The sequence below is a fragment of the Telluria sp. ZT3P39 genome (genome assembly GCF_059685935.1).
Genome location: NZ_JCASIH010000023.1, coordinates 1 through 21,828, shown reverse-complemented (window position 1 = coordinate 21,828; position 21,828 = coordinate 1). Strand labels below are relative to the sequence as shown.

Annotated in this window: 21 protein-coding genes; 9 read left to right on the top strand and 12 right to left on the bottom strand. The window is 63.8% G+C overall.

What is annotated here, in order from left to right:
• The first annotated feature begins 107 nt into the window (after positions 1-107).
• The 3 genes from AC56LR_RS17760 to AC56LR_RS17750 are packed head-to-tail and all read left to right on the top strand — an operon-like array spanning position 108 to position 2,618.
• Positions 108-1,550: a pilus assembly protein TadG-related protein gene (locus AC56LR_RS17760; RefSeq protein WP_497132217.1), complete on the top strand. Its 1,443-nt coding sequence runs from the start codon at positions 108-110 to the stop codon at positions 1,548-1,550.
• A complete protein-coding gene (locus AC56LR_RS17755) occupies positions 1,547-2,008 on the top strand; it encodes a TadE/TadG family type IV pilus assembly protein (protein WP_497132215.1) in 462 nt (153 codons plus the stop codon). Before AC56LR_RS17760 ends, AC56LR_RS17755 begins: the two co-directional genes overlap by 4 nt.
• Entirely contained in the window at positions 1,995-2,618 is a 624-nt protein-coding gene (locus AC56LR_RS17750; protein ID WP_497132213.1) for a TadE/TadG family type IV pilus assembly protein, read from the top strand. Before AC56LR_RS17755 ends, AC56LR_RS17750 begins: the two co-directional genes overlap by 14 nt.
• 102 nt (positions 2,619-2,720) lie before the next feature.
• Here AC56LR_RS17750 and guaA read toward each other — a convergent pair whose 3' ends face one another.
• Together guaA and guaB are read right to left on the bottom strand one after the other, a co-directional pair.
• Complete coding sequence (guaA, locus tag AC56LR_RS17745; protein WP_497132211.1) at positions 2,721-4,331, bottom strand: glutamine-hydrolyzing GMP synthase; 1,611 nt, start codon at positions 4,329-4,331, stop codon at positions 2,721-2,723.
• 96 nt (positions 4,332-4,427) lie between these two features.
• Entirely contained in the window at positions 4,428-5,888 is a 1,461-nt protein-coding gene (gene guaB, locus AC56LR_RS17740; RefSeq protein WP_497132209.1) for an IMP dehydrogenase, read from the bottom strand.
• Between the two features lie 148 nt (positions 5,889-6,036).
• Here guaB and AC56LR_RS17735 point away from each other — a divergent pair, with 148 nt between their 5' ends.
• Positions 6,037-6,513: a DUF4124 domain-containing protein gene (locus tag AC56LR_RS17735; protein WP_497132207.1), complete on the top strand. Its 477-nt coding sequence runs from the start codon at positions 6,037-6,039 to the stop codon at positions 6,511-6,513.
• On the opposite strand, the gene AC56LR_RS17730 is transcribed toward AC56LR_RS17735, so the two are convergent.
• Together AC56LR_RS17730 and AC56LR_RS17725 are read right to left on the bottom strand one after the other, a co-directional pair.
• A complete protein-coding gene (locus tag AC56LR_RS17730) occupies positions 6,510-6,800 on the bottom strand; it encodes an RnfH family protein (RefSeq protein ID WP_497132205.1) in 291 nt (96 codons plus the stop codon). The genes AC56LR_RS17735 and AC56LR_RS17730 overlap by 4 nt on opposite strands.
• A complete protein-coding gene (locus AC56LR_RS17725; protein WP_497132204.1) occupies positions 6,793-7,224 on the bottom strand; it encodes a type II toxin-antitoxin system RatA family toxin in 432 nt (143 codons plus the stop codon). The genes AC56LR_RS17730 and AC56LR_RS17725 overlap by 8 nt, the downstream gene beginning before the upstream one ends.
• Positions 7,225-7,341: 117 nt before the next feature.
• Here AC56LR_RS17725 and smpB point away from each other — a divergent pair, with 117 nt between their 5' ends.
• Positions 7,342-7,791, top strand: coding sequence for an SsrA-binding protein SmpB (gene smpB / locus AC56LR_RS17720; protein WP_497132202.1), 450 nt, complete (start codon positions 7,342-7,344; stop codon positions 7,789-7,791).
• Positions 7,792-7,815: 24 nt separating this feature from the next.
• Here the strand turns inward: smpB and AC56LR_RS17715 are convergent, their stop codons facing one another.
• The 4 genes from AC56LR_RS17715 to AC56LR_RS17700 all read right to left on the bottom strand — a co-directional run bounded on the left by AC56LR_RS17715 (position 7,816) and on the right by AC56LR_RS17700 (position 11,207).
• Positions 7,816-8,997: a multidrug effflux MFS transporter gene (locus AC56LR_RS17715; protein WP_497132200.1), complete on the bottom strand. Its 1,182-nt coding sequence runs from the start codon at positions 8,995-8,997 to the stop codon at positions 7,816-7,818.
• Between the two features lie 113 nt (positions 8,998-9,110).
• The gene (gene lepB, locus AC56LR_RS17710; protein WP_497132199.1) at positions 9,111-9,776 is read right to left on the bottom strand and encodes a signal peptidase I; all 666 of its coding nucleotides are present in this window, start codon (positions 9,774-9,776) and stop codon (positions 9,111-9,113) included.
• A 73-nt stretch (positions 9,777-9,849) separates the two neighbouring features.
• Positions 9,850-10,032: a hypothetical protein gene (locus AC56LR_RS17705; protein WP_497132197.1), complete on the bottom strand. Its 183-nt coding sequence runs from the start codon at positions 10,030-10,032 to the stop codon at positions 9,850-9,852.
• Positions 10,029-11,207, bottom strand: coding sequence for a PepSY-associated TM helix domain-containing protein (locus AC56LR_RS17700; RefSeq protein ID WP_497132195.1), 1,179 nt, complete (start codon positions 11,205-11,207; stop codon positions 10,029-10,031). Before AC56LR_RS17700 ends, AC56LR_RS17705 begins: the two co-directional genes overlap by 4 nt.
• A 108-nt stretch (positions 11,208-11,315) precedes the next feature.
• Here AC56LR_RS17700 and AC56LR_RS17695 point away from each other — a divergent pair, with 108 nt between their 5' ends.
• The gene (locus tag AC56LR_RS17695; protein WP_497132193.1) at positions 11,316-13,481 is read left to right on the top strand and encodes a TonB-dependent receptor; all 2,166 of its coding nucleotides are present in this window, start codon (positions 11,316-11,318) and stop codon (positions 13,479-13,481) included.
• An 86-nt stretch (positions 13,482-13,567) separates the two neighbouring features.
• Here the strand turns inward: AC56LR_RS17695 and AC56LR_RS17690 are convergent, their stop codons facing one another.
• The 4 genes from AC56LR_RS17690 to ppsA form a co-directional block, all read right to left on the bottom strand.
• Positions 13,568-13,699: a hypothetical protein gene (locus AC56LR_RS17690; protein WP_497132192.1), complete on the bottom strand. Its 132-nt coding sequence runs from the start codon at positions 13,697-13,699 to the stop codon at positions 13,568-13,570.
• Positions 13,700-13,781: 82 nt separating this feature from the next.
• A complete protein-coding gene (locus tag AC56LR_RS17685; RefSeq protein WP_497132190.1) occupies positions 13,782-14,702 on the bottom strand; it encodes an SPFH domain-containing protein in 921 nt (306 codons plus the stop codon).
• 57 nt (positions 14,703-14,759) lie between these two features.
• Positions 14,760-15,182: an NfeD family protein gene (locus tag AC56LR_RS17680; RefSeq protein WP_497132187.1), complete on the bottom strand. Its 423-nt coding sequence runs from the start codon at positions 15,180-15,182 to the stop codon at positions 14,760-14,762.
• A 226-nt stretch (positions 15,183-15,408) separates the two neighbouring features.
• Positions 15,409-17,844, bottom strand: a complete 2,436-nt coding sequence (gene ppsA, locus AC56LR_RS17675) for a phosphoenolpyruvate synthase (protein ID WP_497132185.1) — start codon at positions 17,842-17,844, stop codon at positions 15,409-15,411.
• A gap of 179 nt (positions 17,845-18,023) precedes the next feature.
• Between ppsA and ppsR the strand changes: the two genes are divergently transcribed.
• The 3 genes from ppsR to AC56LR_RS17660 all read left to right on the top strand — a co-directional run bounded on the left by ppsR (position 18,024) and on the right by AC56LR_RS17660 (position 21,596).
• A complete protein-coding gene (gene ppsR / locus AC56LR_RS17670; protein WP_497132183.1) occupies positions 18,024-18,884 on the top strand; it encodes a posphoenolpyruvate synthetase regulatory kinase/phosphorylase PpsR in 861 nt (286 codons plus the stop codon).
• Between the two features lie 142 nt (positions 18,885-19,026).
• Positions 19,027-19,566: a heme NO-binding domain-containing protein gene (locus AC56LR_RS17665; RefSeq protein ID WP_497132181.1), complete on the top strand. Its 540-nt coding sequence runs from the start codon at positions 19,027-19,029 to the stop codon at positions 19,564-19,566.
• A complete protein-coding gene (locus tag AC56LR_RS17660; RefSeq protein WP_497132179.1) occupies positions 19,563-21,596 on the top strand; it encodes a putative bifunctional diguanylate cyclase/phosphodiesterase in 2,034 nt (677 codons plus the stop codon). Before AC56LR_RS17665 ends, AC56LR_RS17660 begins: the two co-directional genes overlap by 4 nt.
• Positions 21,597-21,828: the final 232 nt, after the last annotated feature.

The following is a 21,828-nucleotide window of genomic DNA, read 5'->3' as shown; positions in this document are numbered from 1 at the left end:
CGAGGCGACACTCAAGCAGACAGTGCTTCCGCACCGGTAGACCGGCAAGCGTCAGCGCGCGGCACATGGCATCACGTCATGTGCGGCAGCGCGGAGCATTTGCCGTCATGTCGGCTCCACTGCTCGTTCTGATCATTGTCATGTGCGGAATGGCGCTGGATTCTGCCTTGCTTTACAACCGCTACATCGAACTCAATGGGATGGCCAGCGCAGTAGCAGTGGCTGCAGCAAAGCAGCTCAACGGAACAGCAGAAGGCATCACAGCCGCGCAGACGGCCGCCAAGGAAACTGCCGAACGCTTCAGTTACCAATACGGCCGTTCCATCGGCTGGAACGATGCCGCGATCAAATTCGGCACGACTCCAGACCGTTCGGGAACCTGGCTGACTGCTTCATCCGCTACCCCCTCAACCGCTTATTTTGTGAAAGTGGATGCCACAGGCCTGGGAGCGAAATTCGGCGAGGTGCGGACCATGTTCATACGCATCTTTTCTGACAAGACGCCCATTGTATCGGTGAATAGCGGTGCTATCGCGGGCCGTACAGGCCTCGATGTGGTCCCGATTGCCATTTGCGCCATGTCGGACAGTGCGGCAACCGAAAGGACGCATCCTGCCCTGGCCGACAGCGAACTGGTGGAATACGGATTCCGCCGCGGCGTCAGTTACGACCTGATGCAACTGAATCCGAAAGGCACACAGCCAGCACGCTTCGTGCTGAACCCCGTCGCTGCACCAGGATCGACCAGTGCCTCCTTCAACACGTCGATCCTCGCTCCGTTCGCCTGTGTCGGCACAACGTGGATTTCCCACCTATCGGGTGGCCGCATCAGAGTCTCGCCACTGCCCAATACGTCTCCGCTCAATGCCCTGTTCGCATCGCTGAATTCACGCTTCGACAGTTTTACTCAGAACCAGTGCCATCATGGCAGTGCGCCTCCAGACGACAACGTCAGACCCTATTCCTACGACAAGGCAAACGGCGCTCCCTGGATGGTGCCCACAACTGGTACCGTTGCTGCCACGACGACAACTGAGCGCGGCCGGCTCGAAACCGTGGCCGATATTCCGGCACCAGGGACTTCCCTGTCAACCATAACCGCGGGCTCATATGGTCCTCTCGGGTCATATGCCAAGCCAGTCAAATACGCAAATTACTCAACTGGCAAACCGGAGCGGTACACTGGGGATGAGCCCTTCGGCACTGGCGATTGGGGAAAACTGTACACGGCCGGCGTATCCGCAAACGGCTATCCGAACGCCTTTGCCTACAGCACACCTTACGCCCCTATCGGCACGAGCAATCCCGGCACGGTAAGTTTAGTCGCGTCTGCGCGAAGAGAGTTCGATGCTCCCCACAGGCGGGTCCTGCATATTCCACTACTCTCGTGCAGCGACGGTGTGCCATCAGGCGCCAATACCGGTGCCACCGTGGCAGGAATTGGCAAGTTCTTCATGACCGTTCCAGCAACCAAGGATAGTCTTGTCGGCGAATTTGCTGGATCGGTGTCGGAGTCTTCCATCTCCGGACCAGTAGAGGTTTTCCCATGAAACTGGCGATTCCACGGGTCCGCCAGCACCAGCGCGGCGCGGCAGCAGTCGAACTGGCATTCGTCCTTCCCATTCTGATCATCACCCTGATACCGCTCGTGCTGTGGGCGCAGTACATGTGGCATTACACCATCGTGCACAGGGCAGCCCAGGACGCTGCCCAATTCATGGCGACCGTACCCAGGGCCGATATAACGTCGCGAGTTCTAGCAGGGCGTGCCAAAGACGTCGCGATAGAGATTGTGAGAAGGGAGCTTTCAGACCTTGCGCCCGAAGACGAAATCCCCGAGCCCGGCGTGTACTGCGACACGGAAGAATGCGGCATCGTTGCTGGAACGCCGCAAACAGTCAGGGTATTGGTCTCCTTCAATTTCTATGACCGCGTTTTCGATACCTACTTCGGCTCCAACGGGCTCACAATCACAGCCAACGTCACATTGCGCTATGTCGGCAAATAATCGATCGCGTGGTTTGTCACAGCGCCCCGGCCGGGCGCAGGACGGTGTCTCCGTTGTCGAATTTGCGCTGCTGGCCATGATTTTTTTCACGCTGGTATTCGGCCTGATCGAAGTCGCGCGGCTGATGTACGTCTACAATACCCTCCATGTCGTGACACGCCGTGTCGCGCATGCCGCCGCCAACGTCTATCCGCTCGACACAGCCAAGATCACTTCACTGAAGCAAGCTGGCATCTTCCGCGATTCACCAGGCGAACTCATGCTGGCGCCCCCTGTGTCCGATGCACATATTCGCATCGAGTACATGGCCCTGACTCGCACTGGCAACACTGGGGCCCTCAACCTGTCTCCGATCGACATGTCAAACTTGCCGCCCAACGCGGCCCTGCATCGGCAGCTTTGCATGAACAATCCCAACGCCGCCAATTGTGTCCGTTTGATCCAGGTCCGAATCTGCGACACAGCCGACAGTCGTACGTGCCAACCAGTTGTGTCGAGGATGCTCCTTCCGATGATCGACTTGCGCGTCGGCTTGCACAAGGCCACTTCGATAGCGACGCCGCAGTCGCTTGGATATGTCGATGGGACGTCGCCATGTCCGTGCCCATGACACGGGCGAACATACACGACCTGGACGGCTCTCGACAATGAAAAAAGCCCCTGAAATCAGGGGCTTAGTTCAATCTTGCACGATGAAGTTCCGAGCTGCGAATTATTCCCACTCGATCGTCGCCGGCGGCTTCCCCGAAATGTCATACACCACCCGGTTCAGTCCGCGCACTTCGTTGATGATCCGGTTCGACACCTTGCCCAGCAGCGAATGCGGCAAGTGCGCCCACTGCGCCGTCATGAAGTCCAGCGTCTGCACCGCGCGCAGCGCCACGACGTATTCATAAGTGCGCCCATCGCCCATCACGCCCACCGATTTCACCGGCAGGAACACGGCAAAGGCCTGGCTGGTGGCCTCATACCAGTTCACCGGGGCCTTGCCCGGATCGATGCCAGCGACCGCGGGCAGCTCGAACGGCGTATTGCGCAGTTCTTCGATGAAGATGGCGTCGGCCTCGCGCAGCAGGTCGGCATACTCCTTCTTGACTTCACCGAGAATGCGCACGCCCAGGCCCGGGCCCGGGAACGGGTGACGGTAGACCATGTCGTGCGGCAGGCCGAGGGCCACGCCGAGTTTACGCACTTCGTCCTTGAACAGCTCGCGCAGCGGCTCGAGCAATTTGAGGTTGAGGGTTTCCGGCAGGCCGCCCACGTTGTGGTGGCTCTTGATGGTCTGTCCTTTTTTACCTTTACCGGCCGACTCGATCACGTCCGGATAGATCGTGCCCTGGGCCAGCCAGCGCGCATTGCTCAGTTTGCCCGCTTCGACCTGGAACACTTCCACGAACTCGCGGCCGATGATCTTGCGCTTCTGCTCGGGGTCGGTGACCCCTAGCAGGTGGCCCATGAACTGGTCTTCCGCATCGATGCGGATGACTTTCACGCCCAGGTTCTTCGAGAACATGTCCATCACCATCTTGCCCTCGTCCTTGCGCAGCAGGCCGTGGTCGACGAACACGCAGGTCAGCTGGTCGCCGATGGCGCGGTGGATCAGGGCCGCGGCCACGCTCGAATCGACGCCGCCGGACAGGCCCAGGATCACTTCGTCGGTGCCGACCTGCTCGCGGATCTTCTGGACCGCTTCGCCGATATAGTCCGGCATGTTCCAGTCCGACTTGCAGCCGCAGATCTCGTGCACGAAGCGGCCGATGATGGCTTCGCCTTGCGTCGTGTGGGTCACTTCCGGATGGAATTGCAGCGCGTAGAAGCGGCGCTCTTCGTCGGCCATGGCGGCGATCGGGCAGCTGTCGGTCGAGCCCATCAGCTTGAAACCTTCCGGCATGTCCAGCACCTTGTCGCCGTGGCTCATCCAGACGCGCAGCATGCCGTGGCCTTCATCGGTCACGAAGTCGTTGATGCCCTTGAGCAGCGCGGTATGGCCGCGGGCGCGCACTTCGGCGTAGCCGAATTCGCGCAGCTTGCCATTTTCTACCTTGCCGCCGAGCTGGGCGGCCATGGTCTGCATGCCGTAGCAGATGCCCAGCACCGGCACGCCGGCTTCGAACACGGCCTGCGGCGCGCGCGGAGCATCGCCTTCCAGGGTCGAGCTATGGCTGCCCGAGAGGATGATGCCGGAGGCGCCGTAGTTGCGCACGAACTCGTCGCTGACGTCGTAAGGGAAGACTTCGGAAAACACGCCGGCATCGCGCACGCGGCGGGCGATCAGCTGGGTAACCTGGGAACCGAAATCGAGAATGAGGATTTTAGAGTGCATGAAGGCGGAGAGTGATAATGAATTCGGGGAGGTATTCGGGGCCGGCGTCGCCGTCACCCCGATACGAAAAACGGCGCACAGGCGCCGTTTGACTGGTTACTCGGAACGGTAGTTCGGAGCTTCCTTGGTGATCTGCACATCGTGCACGTGCGATTCGCGCATGCCCGCCGAGGTGATCTCGACGAACTCGGCTTTTTCGCGCAGCTCTTCGATGGTGGCGCAGCCGCAATAGCCCATCGACTGGCGCACGCCGCCGACCAGCTGGAAGAGGATCGCCAGCACGCTGCCCTTGTAGGCGACGCGGCCTTCGATGCCTTCCGGGACGAACTTGTCGGCCTTGCTGGAGGCTTCCTGGAAATAGCGGTCGGCCGAGCCTTCGGCCATCGCGCCCAGGCTGCCCATGCCGCGGTAGCCTTTGTAGCTGCGGCCCTGGTACAGGATGACTTCGCCGGGCGCTTCTTCGGTGCCGGCGAACATGCTGCCCATCATGACGGTATGCGCGCCCGCTGCCAGTGCCTTGGAAATGTCGCCCGAGTAGCGGATGCCGCCATCGGCGATGCAGGGCACGCCCGTGCCCTCCAGCTCCTTGGCCACGTTCGAGATCGCTGTGATCTGCGGCACGCCGACGCCGGCCACGATGCGGGTGGTGCAGATCGAGCCGGGACCGATGCCGACCTTGACCGCATCCGCGCCATGCTCGACCAGCGCCCGTGCGGCCGCCGCGGTAGCGATATTGCCGCCGATGACATCGACCTGAGGGAAACGTTCCTTGATCCACTTCACGCGGTCGAGGATGCCTTGCGAGTGGCCGTGCGCGGTGTCGACCACCAGCACGTCCACGCCGGCCGCGACCAGCAGCTCGATGCGCTCTTCGTCGCGCTCGCCCACACCGACGGCGGCGCCGACCAGCAGCTTGCCCTGCGCATCTTTCGATGCGAACGGGTGCTCGTGCGACTTCTGGATATCCTTGACGGTGATCAGGCCGCGCAGCTCGAACTCGTCGTTGACGACCAGTACGCGCTCGAGGCGGTGCTTGTTCATCAGGCGCTTGGCTTCGACGGTGTCCGCATCGTCCTTCACGTAGACGAGTTTTTCGCGCGGGGTCATCTTGGCGCGGGCTTCGGCTTCGAGGTCTTCTTCGAAACGCAAATCGCGGTTGGTGATGATGCCCACCACCTGCTTGCCTTCGACCACGGGGAAGCCGCTGATACCGTGCTGTTGCGACAGCGCGATGACTTCACGGATCTTCATGGTCGGGGGGATGGTGATCGGGTCGCGCAGGACGCCCGCTTCGAAACGCTTGACGCGGGCTACTTCACGCGCCTGGTCGCTGGGCCGGAGGTTCTTGTGGATAATGCCGATGCCGCCCTCCTGCGCCATCGCGATCGCAAGACGCGCCTCGGTGACAGTATCCATCGCAGCCGACAGCAGCGGGATATTCAGGGAAATATTCCGGGTCAGTTTGGTGCGAAGGGAAGTTGCGGCCGGAAGAACATTGGAGTAGGCCGGAACGAGCAGCACATCATCGAAGGTGAGTGCTTTTTGGAGTAGACGCATAGCATTTTCCTATAGGCGCAAAAGCGAATTATACAGAAACCAGCCATGGCTGTCGCAGGCATGCCCAAAATCCGCTCTCGACCGCCGTTCTTCATTGACACTGGGGCCGAAGCATGGCGAAATCCATCTGTTACCCAAGGAAAACTTTATGCCCCGCCTGTTACGTCTCTTGTTCGCTTCCGCCCTGCTCCTCGGCAGCGCCGTCGCCCATGCCCAGTATTCCTGGATCGGCCCGAACGGCGTGCGCCATTTCTCGGATCACCCGCCGCCGGCCGGCACGCCGCCGGGCAAGATCCTGAAGGCGCCGCGCCAGGCGATGACCGCACCCGTCGCTATTCCGGATGAATCCCGTGCCCGGCCCACGCCCACGCTCGCCGCCCGCGAAGCGGCCTACCGCGGGCGTGCAAAAGAGCGCGCGGAGGGCGAGAAGAAGGAAGCTGCCGAGGCACTGCGCAAGCGCGAGCTGGCCGAGCGTTGCGAGACCGCGCGCCAGGTCAAGGCGCATTCGGAATCCGACATGCGGGTAAGCAAGATCGGCGCAAATGGAGAACGCGGCTTTCTGACCGACGAAGAAAAGGCCGCAAATGCGGCCCGTGCGAACAAGGTGCTGGCGGATTGCCCTTAAGCGCCTTCCTTCTTGGCCGCGCGGCGGCGGCGTGAATCTTTCGGGTCGGCCACCAGGGGCCGGTAGATCTCGATGCGGTCGCGGTCGCGCAAGACCGTGTCGAGCGTCTGCTTCTTCGCATAGATGCCGACCGGCTGCGTGCTCAGGTTAATGTCCGGATAGGCTAGCAGCACGCCGCTCATCTCGATGGCCTGCCCTATCGTGGTGCCGGGCGCGACCGTCAATGGACGCAGGAAGGCGTCGCGCGCCGTGGCGTAGCAGACGTCAACCTGCAGCATCTCATCCATAAATCGTCTCGGCGCGCTTGCAGAAGGAATCGACCATGTTGTTGGCGATCATGCCGAACACGGGGCCGACGATCTGTTCCAGGATAATGCTCGAGAACTCGTAATGCATGTCGAACTCGATCTTGCAGGCGTCAGCGCGCAAGGCCTTGAAGTTCCACGTGCCTTCCAGCATCTTGAACGGGCCGTCGACCAGGTGCATCTTCATCTGGGTCGGGCGATTGTTGTGGTTCGAGGTCGTAAAACTCTGCTTCACGCCATGGAAATTGATTTGCAGGTTGGCCACCAGCTTGTCTTCGGTGCGCTCGATGAGCTTCACGCCGCCGCACCACGGGAGGAATTTCGGATAATCTTCGACCTTGGCGACCAGGTCGAACATCTGCTCCGCGCTATAGCCAAGAAAAACTGATTTGTGCACTACTGCCATTGGTCAACCGTTTGTTATGATGTTGGACAAGTTGTATTTTGGGCATGCAGTGTTCACAGGGTGTGCACTCCACCGCCACAGCAGTAGTTTAACCGAGACGCGGATTTTCGTTATTTCATGAGCATCGTTGACAATAAAAAAGCATTTTTCGACTACTTCATCGAGGACCGGTACGAGGCCGGCATCGTCCTGGAAGGGTGGGAAATCAAGGCCATCCGCGAGGGCAAGGTCCAGATCAAGGAAGCCTATGTGGTCGTGCGCGGCGACGAGCTGTTCCTGTTCGGCGCCCACATCAGCGCCCTGACCAGCGCGTCGAGCTTCAGCCACCCGGAAGCGCTGCGCACCCGCAAGCTGCTGCTGCACCGGAACGAACTGGACAAGCTGGTCGGCAAGGTCGAGCGTTCCGGCTACACCCTGGTGCCGCTGAACCTGCACTTCAAGGGCGGCCGCGTGAAATGCGAGATCGGCCTGGCCAAGGGCAAGAAGCAGCACGACAAGCGCTCCACCGAGAAGGACCGCGACGCCAAGCGCGAAGTGGCCGCGGCGATGAAGCAGAACAAGCGCTGACCGCCGCCCGCGGCCTCGCGCCGCTCAGGCGGCCGGCTGGGCGAAGCGCCGGCTGAGGCGCCACATCAGGAAGCTCAGCACGCAGCCGATCGCGGCGCCGCAGGCGAGCTTGAACGCGCTGCCGAACAGCAGCGGCGCGACCAGTCCCGAGACCAGCGCGAAGGACATCATCTGGATGAAGCCGACCATCGACGCCGCCAGCCCGCGGTTGTTCGGGAACAGGCCCATGGCCGAGAGCTGGATGCCCGGCATGGCCACGGCCAGGCCGAAGGTGAACACGGCCAGCGGCAGCACCGCCCACGGCACGGCGGCTGGGAACAGCGCGTTGTAGCCGACGTTGAGGATGGATGCGACCGCCATCACCGCATAGCCGACCCACAGCAGGCGTCCCGGCGGCGCTTTCGCGGCGCGCTTGCCGCCCCAGGCCGAGCCGACCACCATGCCGCCGATCAGCGGGATGAACATCCAGGCGAAGGCCGTTTCCGGCAGGCCGAGGATCTCCATGACGAAGTTGGCGGCCGAGCCGATGTAGAGCGAGAGGCCGCCGAACACCAGGCCGAGCGAGAGCGAGAGCATGACGAACTGCGGGTTGCGCAGCACCATCAGGTAGTTGGCGGCGATGGTGCCGAGATGGAAAGGCTGGCGCTTCTCGCGCGGCAGGCTTTCCGGCAGCAGGCGCCAGACCATCAGGATCATGGCCACCCCGAAGAAGGCCAGGAAGTAAAAGGTCGAGCGCCAGCCGAAGGTCACGTGCAGCCAGCCGCCCAGCACCGGGGCGATGGCCGGCGCCAGGCCGAATACCATCATGATGTGCGACATCATCTTCTGCGCCTGGGCGCCCGCGAATCGGTCCTGCACGATGGCCTGGCCGATCACCGATCCGGCCCCGGCCGACAGGCCTTGCAGCGCGCGGAAGATCAACAGCCAGCCGAAGGTCGGCGCCAGGGCCGCACCGATCGAGGACAGCGTGTACAGGGTCAATGCGCCAAGTATCACGGGGCGGCGGCCGAAGGAATCGGACAGCGTCCCGTAGAACAGCATCATGAAGGCGAAGGTAAACAGGAAGACGCTGAGGGTCTGCTGCACGGCCACCGGCCCGACCCCGAACTCGACCCCGATGGCAGGCATCGACGGCAGGTAGGTATCGATCGCGAGTGCCCCGATCATGCCGAGGCAGGCGAGCATGGTGGTCAGGAGTCGTTGCATGAAATGCCTTATCGAAGAAACCGGCACTGCGACATGCAAGCATCCGGGGGACCGGATTGTACTGAATTTTGCGCAAACGAGTCTGAGGGGCCCTTGAAATCGAGGGTGGATGCCTAGCGCAGCGACATGCCGAAGCGCGCGGGGCGCGGCATCCAGTCGCCCTGGTAGTCGGCCGACACCAGGATGCGCTCGGCGCGGCCGATCAGGAGGTGGCGCGGCACGAAGCCGATGTAGCGCGAGTCGGCGCTGTTGTCGCGGTTGTCGCCCAACATGAGGAAGGCGTCAGCCGGCACGGTCACCGGCCCGAAGTCGCGCGCGACGGCGCGCTGCGGCAGGACCTGAATGCGGTGGCGGCGGCCGTCCACCGCTTCCATCATCCGCAGCGCATCCATCGGGCCGCCGGGTGTCGGCTCCTGCACCACTTCTTCCAGCGAATACTGCGACTCGACGCCGTTGATGACGAGGCGCTCGTTGCGCATCTCGATGCGGTCGCCCGGCAGCGCCAGCACGCGCTTGATCAGGCGGGTGCCGTCCTGCGGCGAAGTGAAGGTGACGACGTCGCCGCGCCGGGGCTCGCCGGTACGCGCGAGCACGACGTCGGTCAGCGGCACTTTCACGTTATAGGCCAGGCGGTTCACGAACACCACGTCGCCTTCCAGCAGGTTGGGCCGCATGGAGCTGGACGGGATCGGGTTCCAGTCGGCCACCGCCGTACGGAAGACGCCGAACAGCAGCATGAACAGCAGGAATCCCTTGTTGGCGCGTATGAAGCCTTTCATGGACGACACTCCTCTTATTGGTATGGAGATCGTTATACGCGGGCTTCCTTTAGCGATGCTTAAACGTCAAGCCTCAGCGCCTGGAGGGAGCGCGGCGCAGGCCAAACCACGCGCCGGCGAGTACCGGCGCGCCCAGGCTCGCTGCCGACACCAGGTCCCAGACGCCGTCGCCCAGCAGCGCCGACACCAGGCCGATGACGGTGAGGACGGCCAGCAGCACCGGCATGCCCCAGACCTGGCGGCGTGTGCGGATCATGGGGCCTCCACGCCGCGCGCGAGCCGCGGGGCCTCGTGTGGCGCGGCAGCGGCCTGCTTCATTGTTTTCTTCGCCGCGCGGCCGCGCTTGAACCACAAATACACCCCGCTGCCCAGCACGATCATGGTCCCGATGTCGAGCAGCGCCCACAGCAGCTTCATGGCCTGGCCGCCGTAGTCGCCGAAGTGCAGCGGCTGCGACAACAGCAGCGCGCTCAGGTACCAGGGCAGCTCGCGGCGGTCGGTGATCTGGCCGGTGGCGGCATCGACCAGCACGGGCTTGTACAGGCGCGCGCTGAAGGCCTCATCGCCGCGCATGAAAATGCCGTAATGGTGCGGGCTGCTGAAGGGCGTGCCCGGGAAGGCGACGAAGCCGACCTTCATGCCCGGCTCGGCCGCCTCCGCGCGCAGGATGGCGTCGTGGATCGAGGCCATCCGCTTCACCGGCGGCTGCCCTGCGTAGGGCTCGAGCATCTCGGCGACCTCGGTGGCCTGCCAGTATTTCAGCAGCAGGTCGGCCCAGGTATTGACCATGCCGGTCGCGCCCACCACGAAGACCCAGACCAGGGTGACGATGCCGAGCAGGTTGTGCAGGTCCAGCCACTTGATGACGCGGCTGCGCTCATGGCGCACGCTGCCGAAATCGAGCTTGCGCATGAAGGGCGCGTACAGCACCACCCCGCTGACCACGGCGACGATCAGCAGCAAGCCCATGAACCCGAGGAAGAGCTTGCCGTACAGGCCCGCGAACAGGTCCACGTGCAGGCGGAACATGGTCGACATGAAGGCGCCGCCCTCGAAGGCCGGCTCGGTGATGACCTTCGTGGTGCGGGCATCGACCGCGATCGGCTTGTAATGCTCGTCGTTCGGATGGTCGCCCAGGGTCACGTTCCAGATCGCCGGCTCATCCGCTTCCTGCGAGATATACATCGGTATTTTTGCGGGATAGAGCGCCCTGGCCGACGCCAGCACCGCATCGATATTCCCGCGCGGCGGATTCGCGGCCATCGCCGCCGGCAAGCTTGGGGCTTCGACGTCGGTGCCGAGCAGGTGGCCGATCTCGTGGTGATAGATCAGCGGCAGGCCGGTCAGGCACAGCAGCAGCATGAAGACGGTGCAAACGAGGCTGCTCCACTTGTGGATCCAGCTCCAGCGGCGCAGCTTGGTGGGTGACATAGGAGTACGGGTGGCTGTGACCGCCAAATAATAATCGTTCTCATTTACACAGGCAAGCCGAAACGGATAGAATGATAATTATTCTCATTAAGAAAAAGAGCTTTGCCGATGAAACTGCTTCGCCTGACCCCTGCCGCATTGGCCGCCTCCCTCCTTGCCTCCGGCGCCTTTGCCCAGCAAGCCGCACCATCCGAACCGATCGCCACCGTCGTCGTCAGCGCCTCGGCCGACGCATCAAGCCAGGGCCTGCCACCCGCCTATGCCGGCGGCCAGGTCGCCCGGGGCGGGCGCCTCGGCCTGCTCGGCAACGTGGACATCATGGACACGCCCTTCAATTCGATGAACTACACCCAGGCCCTGATCCAGGACCAGCAGGCCCGCAGCGTGGCCGACGTGGTGCAGAACGACCCCTCGGTGCGCGTCGCGCGCGGCTTCGGCAACTACCAGGAGCTGTACGTGATCCGCGGCTTCGCGGTGAACTCGGACGACCTGGCCTATAACGGCTTGTATGGCATGCTGCCGCGCCAGTTCGTGGCCTCGGAGCTACTGGAACGCGTGGAAGTGCTGCGCGGCGCGAACAGTTTCGTCAACGGCGCTGCACCCGGCGGCGGCGGCATCGGCGGGGCCATCAACCTGCTGCCCAAGCGCGCGCCGAACGCGCCGCTCACGCAAGTGACGGCGGGCGTCGAGTCGGGCGGCCAGGGCTATGTGGCGACGGATATCGCACGCCGCTTCGGCGAGGGCGGACGCCTCGGCGTGCGCGTGAACGCCGTGCGCCGCGACGGCGATTCGGCGGTCGACCGCGAAAGCCGTGAACTGAGCCTGTATTCGGTCGGCGTCGATTACCGCGGCCGCGGCTACCGCCTGTCGGCCGACGTCGGGCACCAGGACCACCGGCTGCACGGCGCCCGCCCCAGCGTGACCCTGGGCTTTGGCGTGCCGATGGTGGCGGCGCCGGATAGCAGCAGCAATTTCGCGCAGCCCTGGACCTACTCCGGCGAGCGCGATACCTTCGGCACCCTGCGCGGCGAAGTCGACCTGCCGGGCGGCGCGACTGCATGGGCGGCATTGGGTCTGCGCTCGGGGAATGAATCCAACATCATCTCCTCGCCGACCGTCACCGCGGCCAACGGCAACGCGACCATGACCCGCTTCGACAACACCCGCGAAGACAAGGTCCGCACCGGCGAGATCGGCATGCGCCACAGCTTGCGGACCGGCGCCGTGAGCCACAAGCTGAGCGCCTCGGCGGCAGGTTTCCATTCGGAGTCGCGCAATGCCTATGCGATGAGCGATTTCTCGGGCTTCGCTTCCAATATCTATCGCCCTGTCGACGCGGCCGCGCCATCGAACGCCTTCTTCACGGGCGGCGTGCTGGCCAATCCGCTGCTGACGCAAAAGGCAATCCTGTCGAGCATCGCGGTGGCCGACACCCTGGGCTTCATGGACGAGCGCCTCCTGGTGACGGCCGGTGCGCGCCACCAGAAGATCAAGGATTTCGGCTATGACTACGGCAGCGGCGCGCCGAATGCGCACTACGAGGCCAGCGAACTCACGCCGGTGGCGGGCATCGTGTTCAAGCCCGCAAAGGGCGTGTCGGTCTATGCCAACTACAGCGAAGCGCTGCAGCGCGGGGCGGTGGCTTCGGGCACGAACATCGTGAATGTGGGCGAAGTGTTCGCGCCCTATGTCTCGCGCCAGAAGGAAGCCGGCGTCAAGTTCGACAGCGGCAAGCTGGGAATGACGGCGGCCGTGTTCACGACTTCGCAGCCGAATGCCTTCGTCCAGGACCGCCGCTTCGGCGTCTATGGCGAGCAGCGCAACCGCGGCCTGGAGCTGAGCGTGTTCGGCACCCCGGCGCGCGGCCTGCGCCTGCTGGGCGGCCTGACCGTGCTCGACGCCGAGCAACGCAAGACCGCCGGCGGCCTCAATGAAGGCAAGGATGCGATCGGCGTGCCCGGCACCCAGCTCAACCTCGGCGCCGAATGGGACGTGCCGGCCGTAGAAGGCCTGTCGCTCAATGCGCGCGGGCTGTACACCTCGAGCCAGTATGCGGATGCGGCCAATACCCAGAAGCTGCCTTCGTGGTCGCGCCTGGACATCGGTGCGAACTACCTGACCCGCTTCATGGACCGCAACGTGACGCTGCGTGCGCGCGTCGATAACGTCACGGACAAGAATTACTGGGCATCCAGCGGCGGCTATCCGGGCTTCGGCTACCTGGTGCTGGGGGCGCCGCGCAGCGTGGTGGTGTCGGCGACGGTGGATTTCTGATCGGTTGCTTTGCGCCGCGAAGGTCAGATTGGGTCCCGGCGCAGGCCATGACCCAAGTTCCTCAAGCCGTCGCACCCCCCTATCCATCACTTCGGCCGCACGTCCTGCTTGAGCGCCGCCAGCGCAATCTTCTCCACCACCCCCGGTGCAATCAGCTTGAGGAAGCGCCCGATCTTGCCCCTGGCCGTCATCACCACTTCGCGCTTGCGCGCGTTCATGCCATCAATGATGAGCGTGCGAGCTGGCGCGCCATCTCGGCGCCGATGCCATCCGACGCCCCGGTAATGACCACGACCCGCATTATTTTTGGGCCTTCACGATCTGCAGCGCGCTGGCGATCACGCTGCTCATGTCGCCCATATTCGCCGGCACGATCAGCGAATTATTCGTCTTGGCGAGCTTGCCGAAGGCGTCGACATAATGCTCGGCCACGCGCAGGTTGACCGCATCCATGCCGCCCGGCTCGCGGATCGCCGCGCCCACCTGGCGCAGCGCGGTCGCGCTGGCCTCGGCCAGGGCGACGATGGCGCTGGCTTCGCCCTGGGCGCGGTTGATCGACGCCTGGCGCTCGCCCTCAGAGCGGGCGATCGAGGCTTCGCGCTCGCCCGACGCAATGTTGATCTGCTCCTGGCGGCGGCCTTCGGAGGCCGCGATCAGGGCGCGCTTTTCGCGCTCGGCCGTGATCTGGCGCTGCATCGAATGCAGGATCTCGGCCGGCGGGGTCAGGTCCTTGATCTCGTAGCGCAGCACCTTCACGCCCCAGTTGGCGGCCGATTCGTCGATCGCGTTGACGATGGTGGTGTTGATGTGGTCGCGCTCCTCAAACGTCTTGTCGAGCTCCATCTTGCCGATCACGGAACGCAGCGTGGTTTGCGCCAGCTGGGTGATGGCCTGGATGTAGTTCGACGAGCCGTAGGACGCGCGCATAGCATCGGTCACCTGGAAGTACAGGATGCCGTCCACCTGCAGCTGGGTGTTGTCGCGCGTGATGCAGACCTGGGGCGGCACGTCGAGCGGGATTTCCTTCAGGCTGTGCTTGTAGGCGACGCGGTCGATGAAGGGCACCACGATGTTCAGGCCCGGCCCGAGCACGGCGTGGAATTTGCCGAGGCGCTCGACCACCAGCGCGTGCTGTTGCGGTACGACGTTGATGGTCTTGAAGATGAAGACCAGGGCGATTATGAAGAACACCAGGGCGACGACGCCGGACGTAAGTTCCATTAGTTAACCTTATAGATGAGTAGTGATATAGATGCCAGGCTTATGAATTCGCCGCCTTCATGCATTCGACACGATCAGCCGGCTGCCCAGCACTTCGACGATGCGGAACTCGCCCGCTTCGGGCAGCGCGCCGGGTCCGAGTTCGACGTCCCACAGCGCGCCCCGGTACATGGCGCGCGCGCGGCCGTGTTCCCAGCTGCTCACCGCAATGCGCTGGCCGATGTCGAGGTTGACGTTGCGGTCGCGCGAAGCCTCGCTGCGCGCCGGACGCCCGAAGCGGCTGCGGTGCAGGATCGCTGTGGCGGCCAGGCCTACTACGGCGGCGGCGAAGGTCTGGGTCGACCCGCTCGCACCCGACAAGGCGGCGAGCGCGCCGGCGGCCAGGCCGATGGCGATCATCAAGAGATAAAAGGTGCCGGTGAACAGTTCGGCGATCACGAGGATGCCGGCGCCTACCAGCCAGCCCATCCAGTCGGTCATGGCGTCTTCCTTTCAGGTTTGAAAAAGTAAAAAACCCCCGCGGCCTGCATAGGCGGCGAGGGTTCGAATATGTCGAGGTGTTTGGTGATTGTGTGCTCTCAAGCAAGGAAGTGATCGATGCCAGTGTAGCAGGTCCACGCCGCGCTGAGAGCATCCATCCTGACGTTTATCGCAGGCGCATAGCCCGGCCCGGTGCGGGCGGGACCACCGCCCGCACCGGCTTGCCTTACATGGCCGCCAGCTTGTTCCAGGTATCGATCACCGAGTCTGGATTGAGCGACATCGACTCGATGCCCTCTTCCACCAGCCACTGCGCGAAGTCGGGATGGTCCGACGGCCCCTGGCCGCAGATGCCGATGTACTTGCCCTTGGCGCGGCAGGCCTTGATCGCCAGCGAGAGCATCGCCTTGACCGCCGGGTCGCGCTCGTCGAAGTCCTTGGCCAGCAGCTCCATGCCGGAGTCGCGGTCCAGGCCCAGGGTGAGCTGGGTCAGGTCGTTGGAACCGATCGAGAAGCCGTCGAAGTGCTCGAGGAACTGCTCGGCCAGGATGGCGTTGGACGGCACTTCGCACATCATGATCACGCGCAGGCCGTTCTCGCCGCGCTTGAGGCCATTCTTGGCCAGCAGCTCGATGACCTTCTCGGCCTGCCCCAGGGTGCGCACGAACGGGATCATCAGCTCGACGTTGGTCAGGCCCATGTCGTTGCGCACGCGCTTCATGGCAGTGCATTCCATCTCGAAGGCTTCGGCGAAGTCTTCGGCCAGGTAGCGCGCGGCGCCGCGGAAGCCCAGCATCGGGTTTTCTTCGTCCGGCTCGTAGCGCGAACCGCCGATCAGCTTCTTGTACTCGTTCGATTTGAAGTCCGACAGGCGCACGATCACCGGCTTGGGCCAGAAGGCCGCGGCGATGGTGGCCACGCCTTCGGCCAGTTTGTCGACGTAGAAGGCGCGCGGCGAGGCGTGGCCGCGTGCGACCGACTCCACCGCCTTCTTCAGGTCTGCATCGATGTTCGGGTACTCGAGGATGGCCTTCGGGTGCACGCCGATGTTGTTGTTGATGATGAACTCGAGTCGCGCCAGGCCGACGCCGTTGTTCGGCACCGACTGGAAATCGAAGGCCAGCTGCGGGTTGCCGACGTTGAGCATGATCTTGGTCTTGATCGGCGGCAGTTCGCCGCGCGAGACTTCGGTGATCTCGGTTTCGAGCAGGCCGTCGTAGATGCGGCCTTCGTCGCCCTCGGCGCAGGAGACCGTGACAAACGTGCCGTCCTTGAGCACCTCGGTGGCGTCGCCGCAGCCGACGACGGCCGGCACGCCCAGTTCACGCGCGATGATCGCCGCGTGGCAGGTGCGGCCACCGCGGTTGGTGACGATGGCGGCGGCGCGCTTCATCACCGGCTCCCAGTTCGGGTCGGTCATGTCGGCTACCAGCACGTCGCCCGGCTGCACGCGTTCCATGTCGGCCGGGTCGGTGATCACGCGCACGGGACCGGCGCCGATCTTCTGGCCGATGGCACGTCCCGACGTGAGCACGGTGCTGGAACCCTTCAGGCTGAAGCGCTGTTGCGCGTCGGTGGCCTTTTGCTGCGACTTCACGGTTTCCGGGCGCGCCTGCAGGATGTACAGCTTGCCGTCGCGGCCGTCCTTGCCCCACTCGATGTCCATCGGACGGCCGTAGTGGTTCTCGATGATGACGGCGTACTTCGCCAGCTCGACCACTTCGGAATCGACCAGCGAGTAGCGGTTGCGCATCTCGATCGGCACGTCGACGGTTTTCACCGAGCGGCCGGCCTTGGCCTCGCTGGTGAATTCCATCTTGATCAGTTTCGAGCCGATGTTGCGGCGGATGACCGGCGACTTGCCCTGCGCGAGCATCGGCTTGTGGACGTAGAACTCGTCCGGATTGACGGCGCCCTGCACCACGGTCTCGCCCAGGCCATAGCTCGAGGTGACGAACACCACGTCCTTGAAGCCCGATTCGGTGTCGATCGTGAACATCACGCCCGAGGCGCCGGTGTCGGAGCGGACCATGCGCTGCACGCCGGCCGACAGCGCCACTTCGGCGTGGGTGAAGCCCTTGTGGACGCGGTAGGAAATCGCGCGGTCGTTATACAGCGAGGCGAAGACGTGCTTCATCGCTTCCAGCACGTTGTCGATGCCGACCACGTTCAGGAAGGATTCCTGCTGGCCTGCGAACGAAGCGTCCGGCAGGTCTTCCGCGGTGGCCGACGAGCGCACCGCGAACGAGACTTCGGTCTCGGAACCTTCGACCAGGCGCTCGTAATAGGCGCGGATTTCTTGTTCGAGACGCGGCTGGAAAGGGGTGGCGACGATCCACTGGCGGATCTCGGCGCCGGCCAGCGCGAGCGAACGCACGTCGTCGATGTCCAGGCCCTCGAGGCGGGTGGCGATGCGGTCGCCCAAGGACGGGCCGCCATCGATGCTGTGGTCGAGGAAATCGCGGAAGGCGTCGGCCGTGGTGGCAAAGCCGCCCGGCACGCGCACGCCGGCGCCGGCCAGCTGGCTGATCATCTCGCCCAGCGAGGCGTTCTTGCCGCCTACCGATTCGACATCGGTCATGCGCAGGTTCTCGAACGATGCGACATAGGTGCGCGTCGTTTGGTCCGGCTCCCTCAATGCTGCTACAGACAGGTTAGTCATGGTGAAACACCCTTACTTGATGATAGAAACCTTTGCGGATCCATGCAGTGCCGGGGACGGGGCGTTCTTGTTATTCTGGCCGTCGTGCAGCACAATGCAGCTCCTGTTGCCAAACATTTTACCCTGTGACGGGGTGAATTCGCTGCAACTATGTCACCAAAGCTTAGCAATAAGACACCATGACCGCTGAAACCAGCCTTGCCCCGCCACCAAGCTCCCCACCGTCCGCGCGCACCGTCTTCTTCGTCTCGGACGGCACCGGCATCACCGCCGAGACCTTCGGCCACGCGGTGCTGAGCCAGTTCGAAATGCGTTTCCGCCAGATCCGCCTGCCCTTCATCGATTCGATCGAGAAAGCGCATGAGGCGGCGCGGCGCATCAACGACAGCTTCGAGCGCGACGGCCAGCGCCCCATCGTGTTCTCGACCCTGGTCAAGCACGACCTCTCGAGCGTGATCCGCGCGGCCAGGGGCATGCACATGGACCTGTTCCAGACCTTCGTCTCGCCGCTGGAGCAGGAACTGGGCGTCAAATCCACGCACACGATCGGGCGCATCCACAATGCAGTGGACACCGAGGAGTACAAGAACCGTATCGAAGCGATCAACTTTTCGCTCGCCCATGACGACGGTCAGTCGCACAAGAACCTGGCCGAGGCCGACGTGATCCTGGTCGGCGTGTCGCGCTCGGGCAAGACCCCGACCAGCCTCTATCTGGCGATGCAGTATGGGCTCAAGGCCGCCAACTATCCCCTGATCCCGGACGACTTCGAGCGCGGCAAGCTGCCGTCCGGGCTGCCGCCGTTCAAATCGAAACTGTTCGGGCTGACGATCACGCCCGAGCGCCTCTCGCAGATTCGGAACGAGCGGCGCGCGGGCAGCAAGTATGCGTCGATCGAGAACTGCCGCTACGAGGTCAACGAGGCGGAAGCGATGATGCGGCGCGAAGGCGTACGCTGGCTGTCGTCCACCACCAAGTCGATCGAAGAGATCGCCACGACCATCCTGCAAGAGATCAAGCCGGACCGCCGCGAGTACTAGCCATGATGAAAGCGGCAATACTGTTGCCTTCTTTCAACACTTTGACTACTGCCTCGTCGATTTCGACAATCAGATAGTTTCCTGGTGGATATGCGTGACTTTCTGCCTGTAGAATTGACGCAAATTTTACGTGGGAGGCAACATGAAGGGCATTGTATTCAACCTGCTCGAAGAGGCGGTCAGCAAGGATTTTGGCGAAGCGACCTGGGACCGCCTGCTGGACGACGCCGGCCTGGATGGCGCCTATACCTCGCTCGGCAGCTATGACGATGCCGAAGTGGTGCGCCTGGTCGAGGTGGCGTCCAGGGCCCTGAACATCCCGCCGCAGGACGTCCTGCGCTGGTTCGGGCAGAGCGCCATGCCGCTGCTGCAGGCGCGCTATCCCAGCTTCTTCGCCAGCCATACCTCTACCCGCAGCTTCCTGCTGACCCTCAACAGCCTGATTCATCCGGAGGTGCGCAAGCTGTATCCGGGTGCTACGCCGCCGGTGTTCGATTTCGACACCAGCGACAGCGAGACCCTGGTCATCGGCTACAACTCGGCGCGCCGCCTGTGCGCGCTGGCCGAAGGCTTCATGCAGGGGGCGGCCGCGCACTATCACGAGCAGGCCGCGATCAGCCAGACCGAGTGCATGCACGACGGCGCCGGCAAATGCGTCTTCCACGTCAGCTTCAAGCAGTGAATCCTGTTGTCGTCCCGGCCCTCGATGCGGCCACGCCGGACCCCGAGATCGCGCGCCTCCAGCGGCGCCTCAAGCGCGAGATCGCCGCGCGCCAGGAAGCCGAAGCCATCGCCGAGCGCGGGCTGCGCGACTTGTTCCAGCGCCAGCAGGAGATCGCCCTGCTCGAACACATCGCGGTGGCCGCCAACGAGGCAGCCAGCGTCGAAGACGCCATGCGCCGCGCGCTCGCCGCGGTGTGCCGTTACACCGAGTGGCCGCTCGGCCACCTGCTGCTGGTGCGCGGCCACGGCGCGGGAGAGCCGCTCGACTCCACCCGCATCTGGCATGACGCCAGTCCCGGCCAGTTCGACCAGCTGCGTACCCTGAGCGAGGACCTCGCTTTTTCCGAAGGCGTCGGCCTGCCCGGCCGCGTGCTCGACACCGGCGCCCCGGCCTGGGCCAACGTCGGCGCGCCGGACGAAGCGGCCTTTCCGCGCATGCCGCTGCTGGCGCAGCTGGGACTGTCCTCGCTGTTTGCCTTCCCGGTCGTGATCGGGAGCGAAGTGGTGGCCATACTCGAATTCTTCAGCCGCGAGCAGCAAGCGCCGGACGACTCGATGCTGCGCTTGATGGCCCAGGTCGGGACCCAGCTCGGGCGCGTGATCGAACGGCGCCGCGCGCAGGAACGCCTGCTGCACGACGCCCTGCACGACCCGCTCACGGCGCTGGGCAACCGCAAGCTCTTCCTCGACCGGCTGGAACACTTCATGGTGCGCGCGCAGCGCATCCCGTCCTACCAGTTCGCGGTGCTGTTCGTCGACCTGGACCGGTTCAAGGCGATCAACGACGGGCTCGGGCACCAGGCCGGCGACCAGGTGATCGTCGCTACCGCGCGGCGCCTGACGGCCTGCCTGCGCCAGAACGACCTGATTGCGCGCGATGCCGTGGGCGAGGACGGCCACGTCGTCTCGCGCCTGGGCGGCGACGAGTTCACCATCCTGCTCGATAACATCAACGGCGCCGCGACTCCGATCCGCGTCGCCGAGCGCCTGCTGCAGGCGCTGGCCGCGCCGCTGCAAGTCGGGCATCAGCAGGTATATGTCACGGCCAGCATCGGCATCGCCCTGAGCAGCAGCGGCTACAGCGACGTACAGGTGATGCTGCGCGACGCCGACATCGCGATGTACCACGCCAAGCAGAACGGGCGCGCGCGCTGGATGATGTTCGACCAGACCATGCAGGAAGGCGCGCTGCGCCGCCTCACGCTCGAAGCCGAGCTGCGCCTGGCCCTCGGGGCCGGCCAGCTGTTCGTGCAATACCAGCCGATCGTCTCGCCGCAGGACGGCGTGATCCGCGGCTTCGAGGCCCTGCTGCGCTGGCGCCATCCGGTGCTGGGCATGATCTCGCCGGTGGAATTCATCCCGGTGGCCGAAGAGATCGGACTGATCGCGGAAATCGGCGCCTGGGTGCTGGGCGAAGCCTGCCGCGCGCTCAGCGTGTGGCAACAAACCAGCGCCTCCATCCTGAGCATGAGCGTGAACGTCTCGGCGGTGCAGCTCAACGGCGGCAAGCTGGTGGAGGTGGTCACGCGGGTATTGCGCGAGACGGGCATCGCCGCGGACAGCCTCAAGCTCGAGCTGACGGAAAGCGCCGTGATGGCCGATCCCGAGCATGCGCTGGCGATCTTCAAGCAGCTCAAGTCCCTGGGCGTGCGTTTGAGCCTGGACGATTTCGGCACCGGCTACTCGTCCCTGAGCCATCTGCGCCGCCTGCCGATCGACACCCTGAAGATCGACCGCTCGTTCGTGAGCGCCATGGACACCCACGGCGACAAGCGCCAGATTGCCGAAGTGGTCGTGATGCTGGCGCGCTCGATGGGCCTGGACGTGGTGGCCGAAGGCGTCGAAACCAAGGCCGAAGTCAACATCCTGCGCGAAATGGGCAGCGACTTCGTCCAAGGCTATTTCTACTTCCGCCCCCTCGACAAGGAAGCCGTCGTCGCAGCGCTGACCCGCCAAAACAACGGCGAGGCAATCCTGGAAACCCCCTGACCCCTATTGGGGTCAGAGTTGAATTATCGAGAAAGATTGCAGGGCTGCATGCGTCATGTACCCGACCATCAGCCTCCGTTCATAAGCGCAATTGAACAACAATTAGGGTCAGAGTCTAATGCCGTTAAGTTAAGGCTGTGATCGTCGGAGTCGGCGTTCGGGATAACGTTGCGGTTTGGCTTTGGTGACCCGGTCGAACTTTCGGCCGGGTCGGTAGACATTCAGTTCGATG